Annotated in this window: 16 protein-coding genes; 9 read left to right on the top strand and 7 right to left on the bottom strand. The window is 39.7% G+C overall.

The window, feature by feature from the left end; translation table 11 throughout:
• The coding region (locus H9L42_RS16090; RefSeq protein WP_207735008.1) for a C39 family peptidase at positions 1–722 on the top strand (722 nt) is incomplete at its 5' end.
• A gap of 201 nt (positions 723–923) precedes the next feature.
• Here H9L42_RS16090 and H9L42_RS16095 read toward each other — a convergent pair.
• From H9L42_RS16095 to H9L42_RS16120, 6 genes are all read right to left on the bottom strand, one after another.
• Positions 924–2,318 (bottom strand): hypothetical protein, encoded by a 1,395-nt coding sequence (locus H9L42_RS16095; RefSeq protein WP_187304428.1) that lies wholly within the window; start codon positions 2,316–2,318, stop codon positions 924–926.
• A gap of 556 nt (positions 2,319–2,874) precedes the next feature.
• On the bottom strand, positions 2,875–3,072 hold the full coding sequence (locus tag H9L42_RS16100; RefSeq protein ID WP_187304429.1) for a hypothetical protein: 198 nt from the start codon (positions 3,070–3,072) through the stop codon (positions 2,875–2,877).
• A gap of 175 nt (positions 3,073–3,247) precedes the next feature.
• On the bottom strand, positions 3,248–4,762 hold the full coding sequence (locus H9L42_RS16105; protein ID WP_187304430.1) for a recombinase family protein: 1,515 nt from the start codon (positions 4,760–4,762) through the stop codon (positions 3,248–3,250).
• 150 nt (positions 4,763–4,912) lie between these two features.
• Positions 4,913–5,746, bottom strand: coding sequence for a RhuM family protein (rhuM, locus tag H9L42_RS16110; protein ID WP_187304431.1), 834 nt, complete (start codon positions 5,744–5,746; stop codon positions 4,913–4,915).
• Positions 5,747–5,941: 195 nt separating this feature from the next.
• Complete coding sequence (locus H9L42_RS16115; RefSeq protein ID WP_187304432.1) at positions 5,942–6,169, bottom strand: type II toxin-antitoxin system MqsA family antitoxin; 228 nt, start codon at positions 6,167–6,169, stop codon at positions 5,942–5,944.
• Positions 6,170–6,521: 352 nt separating this feature from the next.
• Positions 6,522–7,436 (bottom strand): zinc ribbon domain-containing protein, encoded by a 915-nt coding sequence (locus H9L42_RS16120; protein WP_187304433.1) that lies wholly within the window; start codon positions 7,434–7,436, stop codon positions 6,522–6,524.
• Positions 7,437–7,541: 105 nt separating this feature from the next.
• Here H9L42_RS16120 and H9L42_RS16125 point away from each other — a divergent pair, with 105 nt between their 5' ends.
• Positions 7,542–7,739, top strand: coding sequence for a helix-turn-helix domain-containing protein (locus H9L42_RS16125; RefSeq protein WP_187304434.1), 198 nt, complete (start codon positions 7,542–7,544; stop codon positions 7,737–7,739).
• Positions 7,740–8,071: 332 nt separating this feature from the next.
• Here H9L42_RS16125 and H9L42_RS16130 read toward each other — a convergent pair whose 3' ends face one another.
• A complete protein-coding gene (locus H9L42_RS16130; protein WP_187304435.1) occupies positions 8,072–8,449 on the bottom strand; it encodes a helix-turn-helix domain-containing protein in 378 nt (125 codons plus the stop codon).
• 146 nt (positions 8,450–8,595) lie between these two features.
• Between H9L42_RS16130 and H9L42_RS16135 the strand changes: the two genes are divergently transcribed.
• The 7 genes from H9L42_RS16135 to H9L42_RS16165 form a co-directional block, all read left to right on the top strand.
• Positions 8,596–8,775 carry a hypothetical protein gene (locus tag H9L42_RS16135; RefSeq protein WP_187304436.1) on the top strand — a complete coding sequence of 60 codons (180 nt, stop codon included), beginning with the start codon at positions 8,596–8,598 and terminating at the stop codon, positions 8,773–8,775.
• Positions 8,776–8,814: 39 nt separating this feature from the next.
• Positions 8,815–9,069: a hypothetical protein gene (locus H9L42_RS16140; RefSeq protein WP_187304437.1), complete on the top strand. Its 255-nt coding sequence runs from the start codon at positions 8,815–8,817 to the stop codon at positions 9,067–9,069.
• A gap of 615 nt (positions 9,070–9,684) precedes the next feature.
• Positions 9,685–9,861, top strand: coding sequence for a hypothetical protein (locus H9L42_RS16145; RefSeq protein WP_187304438.1), 177 nt, complete (start codon positions 9,685–9,687; stop codon positions 9,859–9,861).
• Positions 9,862–9,878: 17 nt separating this feature from the next.
• Complete coding sequence (locus H9L42_RS16150; protein ID WP_187304439.1) at positions 9,879–10,052, top strand: hypothetical protein; 174 nt, start codon at positions 9,879–9,881, stop codon at positions 10,050–10,052.
• Positions 10,049–10,207, top strand: coding sequence for a hypothetical protein (locus H9L42_RS16155; protein ID WP_187304440.1), 159 nt, complete (start codon positions 10,049–10,051; stop codon positions 10,205–10,207). The genes H9L42_RS16150 and H9L42_RS16155 overlap by 4 nt, the downstream gene beginning before the upstream one ends.
• 14 nt (positions 10,208–10,221) lie before the next feature.
• Entirely contained in the window at positions 10,222–10,473 is a 252-nt protein-coding gene (locus tag H9L42_RS16160) for a hypothetical protein (RefSeq protein WP_187304441.1), read from the top strand.
• A gap of 185 nt (positions 10,474–10,658) precedes the next feature.
• On the top strand, positions 10,659–11,160 hold a 502-nt coding region (locus tag H9L42_RS16165; RefSeq protein WP_465270676.1), incomplete at its 3' end, for a hypothetical protein.

The raw sequence follows: 11,160 nt of genomic DNA on the forward strand, positions 1-11,160 counted from the left end.
CGGATATTATCGTGAATAATAAAAAACATAAACATCGTACACCGAACAGCACTCGGGCATTTATGATTAAAAATGATTATGCCATCGCCGGAAACGGAACGGCGTGGGACGGAATTGATGCCTGCCTGGAACGTTACGGATTTAAAGTAACACGTCACGACAACATGACCTCATTTTTTAAAGAAATGGAAAAGGGTAATCGCTATGCCATCATTCTTTTCCGCGGCGGCACACGAGGCGGCGTCACATGGACTTCTGGCGGGCATTATTTAGCGGCATCCGCATACAAAAAGAAAAACGGTAAACATTATCTGTATATGCGCGATCCGGGCTCTCGAAGAAATGATGGTTGGCACTGCTATGAGACTACCATGAGAGGCCTGATAAAAGTCCTGTGGACGTGTTATTTGCCGTCTCAAAAGACCGCAAAAAAGAAAAAAGTAACAACCCCGAATTATAAAGTTGAAAAAACCTACACCTTGCAGGGCAATCGAAACGTCCGGAAAGGTGCCGGAATAAAATATAAAATCAAAAAAGTCAAAGACCTTACAGCCGACGGAAAGAAAAATGCTACAAAGAAAAAAGGAACGGCTAACGCAGTACTGAAAAAAGGCACGAAAGTGACCGTACAGAAGATCAAAAAGAACGGCAGTTATATCTGGCTCAAAATCCCGTCTGGATGGATTTGTGCAAAATCAAAATATAAGGTTTGGGTCAAATAACTACATCGAAGTTGATCTATATCATTTCGCCCCGGGAGACCGGGGCTTTTTATATATAGAAAAAAACAGAGGAGACATTCAATGAAAAGACTCAGTGGAGCGGTACGCAAACTTTGATTACACCGAAAGGAAGAGAAACTTTCCGGTTATTGATTAAGAGCTAAAAGAAAAAATACGCCCCGTAGCTTCGGGGCGTAATGCTTATTCATCAATAACCTTGTCCACCAATAAGGTGTAACGGATTGGGAATGTATCCCCACTAGAGTATTCAACATTTACATAATAGTCTTTCCCTTTTTTGAGAACATCATCGGTTTCAGCAACATTGCTTCCACTTCCTAAAATATTCTCATTGCTAGTAAATATTTTTATAAATACATATTCATCTCTCGTTCGATTTTCTGCCGTAACTGAATAACGGGCAGTTTGGGAAGGAGTAAATACATAAGTGTTTTTTTGATCGGTATAGCGGATTGTGCCACTAATCTTTCTAGTTACAGTTTTTATCGAATCAGGAATTCCAATATTCAAGTCATAACGAATTTCATCGACTGAGGACGAAGAAGTTATTTTGATTTTATATTTGCTTCCACTATCTAACGATACAGTAACACCATTTGAGCCGCTCCCATCATCAATAGGGCTATCATTCTTTCCGAAAATTTCTATATAAAGAGATTCGTCAGCCGTGCGATTATCCAAATCAAGCCGATAGGTTCCAGAACGCGGAGCAGTAAAAGTATAGTAGTTCTCTTGTCCAATATAAGAAATTTTATCACTATAAGAGGTTATAGAACTTAAGTCTACAACTGGGTTGGGTGAACCAATATTAAAAGTATAAGCAGTTAATTCAGAACCACCCGTTAATTCGATACGGTAATACACCCCAGCCTGTAATTCTACATTGAGTGAATTATAACCACTCCCATTTTCAACTGGACTGTTATTTTTTCCAAAGATCTCTATGTAAATATCATAATCTAAGGTACGATCCCCTACCTCAAAGTAATGAATTCCTGAAACAGTCGGCCGATAAGCATAGACGATGCTTTGTTCTTCGTTTTTTGTAGAACCAGAGATACTGTGTTCACCGCTGATATCTTTCATTTGTGATGGTGGAGAGATACTTAAAGTATAAGATGTGTCATCAGCGATTCTGTCAACTTTGATCAGATAACGGGTATTTTCTTCTAATATTGTATAAATAGAGTTTGTTCCACTGCTATCATCATTAATTTTGTTTTTGTCCGTATCCAGGACTTGTACTGTGGCTTCCGCATTTGCATCCATATCTTGTAACGTAAATGAATACAAGCCGGATTCTTTTGCCTTGTAATAATAATAATCTTCAGGATTATCATTTGATAGGAAACCTTCAGCAGAGTTACCCTTGATAGCAACAGGAGTATTGTCCGGTTCACTATTGGTCGGTTTATTAGAATCATCATTATTATGAACTATGGAGATTATAAACTGAAACAAAGTAATCCCGCCGTCTATTTTTACCGTGTTGCCAATCACAACTGAGAAAATTGTCACTGAAATTGTAATAGTGATGCCAAAAATTACTTTAAGTCTAAATTTTGTTAATTTCATAATGCGAAATGACTCCTTTCTGCAAACTATTAGATATAAAACGGTTAATTTGCAAGAAAAGACGCCTGCCCTTGCCAGAATGAAAAAGATATGATAGACTTATAGATGCTTGTCCGGCAGGGCAAGAAATAGGAGGTACAAATTGAAACGAAGTTGTAGAAAAATCAATTTGTAAACAAAACGAGACGAGTAGAACGGCCATTCTCTCGTCTCGCTTTATCTTTGGTTTGAATGCTCCCTTCCGTACTTTTCTTATCTACCGTAAGGATAACATATCCAGTTTTTTTTGTAAATAACAAAAAAATCATTGTAAAGACAACATTCTTAAAAGCAAGAGTGCTGTATATTTTTTGAGAATTTTCTATGAGTGAAATATCAACAAAATAAAAGGGTATAGGTAGGGAAATCTCAAATATTAAAAATAGGCATCCATACAATCTACTAAAGATAAATTTTTTTTAAAGAATGGTATAATCTTACAAACGGTTTGAAATCATGAAAAGTAAGACCCAAAAAGTGATGAATAAACTGATTTAGAGCGGAACTACCGCTCTTTTTATTCTTCTTCATAAATTAGAAGAAAATCCGCAGTGGGCACTTCCGGAGCCTCAATACACTTGGGGCATACGAATATGTTGTTTTTGATTACGCGCACATTCAGATCGGGAAATTGATCGCCAGCCAAAACGGCAGCGGCAAAATTTGCCGGATGAACCGTTAGGTTTTTATACACATAAATTCTTAACTCATTCATAATAATCACCGTCCCCTTACATTATATATAAGTAGATACCTATATTATTTATCATTGCGCGACAATTGACAAGGCATTTTTATTTCCAGTAAAATTAATGTAATTTTACCAATAATTATATGTGTTGCAGGGGGTGTTGCAGTACCCTGCGGAAGCATTGAAAAATACACAAACGTTACAATCTTCCCAAGCTGGCAACGGGGGTTCGATTCCCCTCATCCGCTCCACTCTTATTCACAATTAGATGAATATCAACACGATCGTTGAAAATTACAACCTTTTCGACATAGGTCTGGATAATGCGTTTTTGCGCTTCCGGGCTTTTCTTTTTGACATCTCGATCTTTCATAATGTAATCATACATCTGCTTTTCGGTCAATTCGGTTGTTTCGGACAGGCTTTCAATATAAGCAATTTTATCTTTGCAGTAATTAATCCGCTCATAATGTTGATCCCCCTTTTCGATCATCCAAGGCTTTCCCTCTCCCGTTTCTATGAGGTTCAGAATATAATCGAGGCCTTTTTGCTCTTTCGCAAGTTCTGTTTTTAATGCCTGTAATTCCAACGCGGAATCAGAACGGTATTGAATTGAATGTGCTTTTAATTTTTGAACAAGTTCCATGACGTTTTTTTCATTAAAAAATTCATTTTCAAGATAGTCAATGACCATCGATTCAATATCATCTTTCTTTATTCCTTTCATAGAGCAAGTTTTGAACTTTTTCCGGTTAGAGCATTCATAGCCGGAATAGATACTATTTGTTCTGCCGGCTTTGCGGGTATTCCCGGTCATGTGCGCGCCACACTCCCCGCAAAAAATAATCCCTGAGAGCAGATAAATTCGTTTTGCACCTTTCGCAGCGTTTCGTTTTCTGTTTTCTTTCATTTTCTGATTCACCCTTTCCCATAAGTCCGGTTCAACGATAGCAGGAACTCCGTCCTCAACAATAATATGAGGTTCCTTTTGAACTCGTTTTGTCCCAAGAGGAACAGCAGTCTTACCGTACAAAAAAAGTCCTTTGTACTTTTCATTTTTCAAAATATCATGGAAACTATTCTGCGTAAATGCGCGTCCCCATTTTGTCCGATGTCCCTGTTTATTTAGCTTCTCTGCCATTTTTGTATAGCTTATGTCTTCTGCATACATCTCAAAGATTAGACGCACGACTGCAGCTTCTGAGGGGTTTATGACGTAATTTCCGTTTTCGTTGATGTTATACCCAAGTGGCGGGTTGCCGCCGTTATGTTTACATTGATGGGCGGTTTCGTTTTTTCCTTTTTTTACTTCGCGGGCAAGATTCTTTGAATAATACTCACTCATTCCCTCCAGTACCGATTCCAGAATAACGCTTTCCGGGCTACCGTCGATGTTTTCCAGAACTGAAACGAGTTGCACGCCGCGCTCTTTCAGTTTCCGTTTATAAAATGCGCTGTCATATCTGTCCCGGGAAAAACGGTCGAGTTTGTGGACGATGACCACATCCGGCGGGGCAGAATTGACGTCTTTAAACATTTGCTGAAATTGCGGCCTGTCGTCCGTTGTGGCAGACTTTGCTTCGTCGCGGTATATATTTGTCAGTACATATCCGTTTCGCTGGCAGTAGTCCTGTATGGCTCTCAGCTGTGCGTCAATAGATTCTTCCCGCTGATGATCCGAGCTGAAGCGGGCGTAGGCCCATGCGGTTTTCATTTTTTGTCACATCCTTTCTTAATTTTGGGTACAAAAAACCAGGGATTGCCATGCCCCGGCCGCGCGTGATACAATGAAGGTGCTAGATTCGGTTGTATCATATTGTACGGCCGTAGACATTGGCTCCCAGAGATGGGGGCTTTTGTTTTACTATTCTTTTTTTAACTTCTTTTGAGTCCGTTCTATTTGCTTTATGCTTTTCTCTGGTGTGGGAAGATCTTCGGGCATAGTGCCTCCGAGTTCACTAATTGTCTGCCTGACTTTTCTTCCGACTTCAAAATGTGTTTTATTTGCTTGGATTTTTTCTGAAATGTTTTCTCTGCGTAGCTTTTCATCTGTTTGGGTGGCTCGAAAAAGGTTTGCCGCAAGTTCAGTGCTTCCCATAAAATCAAGAATTTTATGGCTCTTTTTAAGCCCCTTTCGCGCGTGAATTTCTTTATTGCCAAGTCCTCCATAAAGCCCTTTATAACCTTCATTTTGAAAAATCGCATAATCGGTAGGACTTTCTACTCCAGCCAATTTTGCAGCTTCAGCAAGAGATTTATTATGTTCTATAAGCTCATTTCGAATAGCAAGACGTTTTTCATCTTCTGACATGTTTTTGAAAGCTTTACTTTCAGAGAGGGTAGTCATAATAACGTCATGTAATGTTGCTGTAGCCCATTTTCTGAATGCTGTAGCGCTTTTAGAATTAACTCTGTATCCCACTGCAATAATTGCATCAAGATTGTAAAACTGTAGATTCCTTGAAACATTTCTACCATTTTCATTTTGAACTACTCGAAATTTTCGAGTAGTTGAATCCTCTTGCAATTCCTCACTTTTGAAGATTTCTTGAAGATGATAGGCTATTGTGTTGCTTTCAACATCAAATAGATTCGCCATAACCTTTTGAGTTGTCCAAAAAGTATCGTCTTCAAACTTAAAAGGAAATGAGGGGTGATTTTCGTCTATTCTATAATAGAAAATAAGGTCAGTAGACATCGCGTTTCCTCCTTTTAATATTACACTCTGGATAAAATTTCATAATCCAAAATACGATATAGCCATTTAATCCCAATCTCCTGTTTTTACCTAATCATCTATCTCAATCCCAGAATCCCTGAGTGCCTCTCCTAGCTCCGCCTCTTGCCTGCCCTCGGAAACGGGGGCTTTTGTTTTAGTAAGCTTTAGAACAAACTATGCGGCCTGGGTAAAATCAACAATAGCAATTTCGGTTAAAGCGGTTTTTACCCGATCAACAATTCGCTCGATTTTTTCCAGAGTTGTGCCGCTCAAATATTCCTCTCCGCATTGTGAACACTTTTCACAAGGCACATTTTTAATAATAATATAGCAATTTTCATAATCAGTCATATACGTAGTGGTAGCATTTTCGATTGTGCCCTTACAATAAAAGCAGGCCATATTACTTCTCCTTCCTTCGGCAACGGGGGCTTTTACTTTATTGACTTTTCAGTGATATTTGCTATAATATACTTAACAAGACAGCCGACGAGTAGGCGCGAGCTACCCGCTCCGGCAAACAGTAGTTTTAAAGTAAAACCGCCTGTCCGGCCAAGAACAAGGCGGCTTTACTTATTTTTGGTGCAGATTCAGAATTGCAACGATTAAAAGACCAACGGTCAGTATAACCATGAACTCTTCATATGTACTCATAAGCATCATCCTTTCCGAAGTCTCGGAGCGGATAAGCACGCCTTGTCGGCTGCCTTATTAAATATATTGAGTTATTTGTCCCCGTTGCAGGGGGCGTGAATTAAACACTGACGGCATGAAGCTCATAAACCCCTTCATAGGTTTCCAATTTCAACAGGTCATTCTGGACAGATTGCACTGGGTAAATTTCTCCGGTATCCAGGTTAATATTGTTATCTTCTACCCAATAAGTCCCGTTGGTTGAATTAGAGCTACCATCATAGTAGGTAGAGCAGTAGAATTCTCCGTTATCAAGAAATTGGAATTCGATATATCCGCCACTGATCCAATCACCTTCCCACATGCCGATAATGAGGTTTTGTTTGTGCGGGGTAATGCTTGCGGTCGTGTGTTGCTCCTTTGTGGAAGAGACAGTTTTAGCCCTTTCTTTTGTTTCCGCTTTGTTCTGCGTTGTAGATTTTCCCACATTATCCATATATTCAATCTCATCATCTTGATTATAAAAGATGGTGTCGCCATCTACCTGAAGAATAAATACCTGTGTTCCATCTTTAGGGCACCGGATTAAAAATTCATGGTCGATGTCGGAACCCGTATCGAAAGTTGATTGAATATAGATAATTCCATCGACCTCCCATTCTTTGTAATCCATAATATGAATGTTCGCATCTGGATTATAAGTTTGTAGTGTTTGGATTGCTAGATCCATATATCCTTCCGTATCAGCAGTATTTTCCTGTGTAGTTTCATACTTCTCAGGATTTTTACTCATCTCATTAATCCCAACGACTACGCCAAAAATAAATAGTGCGATAATTATAAGCCCTATTATACATCCGATTCTAGGTTTCTTTTTAGAATGGGGTGTTTCAATTTTTTGATTATCAATGGTTATTGTGGTAGAATCAACAACTTCTTTCTCGTCTTTATTGGAAGTATCTTCGATTTTGCAGCCACATTCAGGACAAAATTTCATGCCTTCCACTTTTTCGCCACACTTGGGACAGAACTTCATAAAACTTTCCTCCTAGATAAAATATAATTATCCCAATCCCCCATTTTGTTCAATAAATCAATAGTTGAATTAATATTGCACATACTACTCTCATAGGAGGGTAGTATGGAAATATTGATTTACGATGCAAGGAAGTCAAAAGATATTTCCTTGCATGAATTGTCTAATCTGACCGGTATTGGGAGTAGTACACTAAACCGAATCGAAAATAAGATTACGTCACCAACTCTCGATCAGTTAGAATTAATTGCAATAGCGTTAAATACCAAAATTACCGCATTATTTCTGTCAAAGTACAAATGACCTATCTTTTATAGATTCAATTCCTTGTGCAAAAGGTGCATTTTTTATCCATTTGTACCGATATTGGGAAACCGTTCCTGGGTTTAACACAGACCCCATTTTTTGTGATACAATCCGATCAAAGATACAGCAAAAACAAAATATCAGTATTGTCAAACGCGAACATATGTTCTATAATGTTCTTAGTTATCTTCGGCGGACATCCTTTGGGGAGGTGCTACATCATGGACTACAAGAAAGCTATTATCGACTTACTAAACAAAGCAACAGATGAAGATGTTTTAGAACTCATCTATAGATTCTGTCGCAAGCTGATAGGCTAGGGGAATCAGTTACCCCTGGTCTTTTTTGTTAGCTAAATCAACTGCAATTTTTTCGAGCACCTTCCATTCGTCCTCTGATAGCTTAGCAAGAGATTCTATTAATCTAGTTTTAAAAGAGTCATCTTCCTTTATCAAATCTCCTGCAAAGTCTGTTATGGTTTGGTTTCTGTTTAACTTTCGAAAAGGCTCCCCTTCGCCTGTTCTTAACCATTCTTCATTTACATTAAACTCTCTGCATATAGAAAGAATCATTTGCTCTGTTAAGTTCCTGTTATTGTTTTCAATGTTTGATATTGCAGTTTTTCCAACACCTAACGATTTTCCAAACTTTTCAAGCGTCATATTTAACTGCTTTCTTATCTCTTTAACGCGTTCTCCTTGCGTCATTGCTCTCACCTCTTTCTGAACAAATAATAACATTAAACGAATCATAAGTCAATAAAAAAGTCCACATAGAAAACATATTCTTCTTGACTTTGTCCTCTTAGTGAACTATAATGTTCATAAAGATAACAAAGACGGGAGGTGAGTACATGAGTGACAAAGAAAAAGAAATTATCGAAACGATGGCCGAAGCGCTTCCGAAGATGAGCGAAAGAGATAAAGGGTACTTTCTTGGATATGCTGAGGCGATGGCAAATCACAAAGATTGTGGCGAGAGCAGTGAACATGATAACTTAGGCAAACAGTCAGAACCCAATAAAGCGGGATAGGAAGATGGGATAGTAGTACTGGAAAGGAGGTGAAAGAGGATGTGGATTTCAAAATCGGAATGGTATGCACTTCTTGAAGCTCTTGCCAATGCAGAAACTGTGCTGGGTGCATTTTCCAGAATGGTAAAAAATAAAAAGCTGACTGTTATGAAGTACGACTGCGCATATGGGGAACCTCTGAGAGTGGAAGTCCTTTTATCTTTATCCGCCCACGAGTGGTCTCAAATTGAAAACTCAAAAGAGTGGGGGAAGATAGTGAAAACTTATCTGGAAGGGGAACACCAAGCCAAATAGACTTTGCGCTTAAAGACGGTATATCGAATGGAATTTCATCTGTTTCCGTTTTCCCGTTTGGATGGGGAAGCGGCAAGGGATCTTTAGAAGCAGTCATTTTGAGAGGATTCCCGCCTTCATAGATAGCGATGCTTGTGATTGAGAGTGGAAGCGTAGATTGGTTCCGCAATATGCACTTAAGAAAAAAACCGTTGTCAGTATTTTCGATTTTACAGATATAGATTTTCAAATGTTTCCTTTGGCGAATATAGGTATAGATTGCGCCAAGTGCTCCGATAAGAGCTGTAAGGAAGGTGATATTTTCTTTTGTTAGTACATCAAAAATAGCTGGCATAGGTGAAGTCCTTTCAAATTCATTTTATGAAATCATAGCACAGAATTAAGAAAAAAGGAATGAAAAGTGCTGGAGCAGGAGGGAAATAAAGTGATGACAGTATTAGTAATTCATAGAACCATTTCAATACTGATCCTAATAGTAGGATTTGCATATAGTGCATATAAGGTCTGGGGAAAACACATCTGTGACATCTATGACGTGCTAAGCCTTGGATTCATGTGGTTTTCAATAACCAATATGACGATTTATGCGGTAGCGTTATGAAAGGAGTTAACACAATGGCACATGAATGGGAATTGGAAGTAGTAAAAGATTGGACAACGAATCAAATTAAAAATCGGATCTGGGCAGCTGTAAGCTGCGGTCAGCCGATACCCGGATGCGTTTCAGTAGAAGCGTTGAGGGCGGAGCTGATTAACAGAGGCGAGGAGCCAGTTGGATATCACAATACATAGGCGAGGAGGTGAATCACATGTTACTGAAGAAAGTTTTATCTATCGACCGACAAACCGGAGAGCTTCTGGCAGAGAGATACACAGGAGAAGCAGATATGTCAGAGGAACGATTCTGGAAGCCGTTCGTTGAACTATATAAAGAGGATATGGAGAAGCTTGCAGAACGAATCGCGAAAGGAGGTACGCAATGAGGCGGTTATTACCTGAACTTATTTTATCCCTGCTCTTCGGCATCCTGGTCCTGGCCGCGGCACATTACCAGCGCGGGTACTGGGCGGTTGGTGCGGAGGTGGTGCTGCCGATCGCACTACTCATCATATTGCTAAGAACAGAAATAGAAATTTAGGGGAGGGAGTAAACATGGAACAAATTTATCAGAAGAAAGAGGCCTTTGTTAAACGGGTAAAGCTGGCGTTAATCGCAGATGAAAGGAGTAATATAGCAGACATTACGTATCAGAGAAACGAACAGGGTTTGGAAATCATAATGGTTTTGTTTAAACTGGGAGGATTTCGCAGAATTAACGTAACCGGAAACAGCAACGGTGCGAACTTCATGGAAATTGGAAGAGCGGTTTATGAAGGAGGTGCGAGAGGTGAAATTTACAGGTAATCCGCTACAGTGTCCGCGCTGTGGAAACACGGAAATCGAGCCAGATCATCATTACTGTACGATCTGCGGATTGCGGATAAAAGAAAATGCTCCCACAGGTGCGGCAACACCAATACGGGGAGCACGAGAAACTTATCACTTACAGAATAAACCAAAGAAGACGGTTTGTCAAATGGAGAAGAAAAATGAGCAAAACGAAAATTGAAGGCGATTATCGTCAATTTATGGATAAAACATATATCGGTGAGTGGGACTTGCCGGAAAGCGAGGATTTGACGGTGGAAATTGACCACGCAGAAGTGAACGAGGTCAAAAACGAACGAGGAACACAGGAGAAACTGTGTCTGCATCTCAGAGGAGGATACAAGCCTTTGATCCTGAATGCAACCAACGGAGCCAATGTATCCGAAGCTTTAGGGACAAAGGATGTGGCAAAATGGCAGGGCAAAAAAATTATTTTGTACCGGGAAAAGGTATCTGCCTTTGGAAAAACAACGATGGCGGTCCGGGTAAGGACGTACGCGCCAAAAGAAGAGATTTTCTGTGAGGAATGCGGAGGGGGAATTCGGGCAGCGCACGGGAAAAGTCCGCGGCAGCTTGCTGCGTACACAAAAGAAAAATATGGGAAAGAACTTTGTGCAGCCTGCGCGACAAAGGCGGCGCAGAAAAAAGAAGAACAGGAGGCCA

It is taken from the genome of Zhenpiania hominis (genome assembly GCF_014333425.1).
Lineage (GTDB): Bacteria > Bacillota > Clostridia > Peptostreptococcales > Anaerovoracaceae > Hominibacterium > Hominibacterium hominis.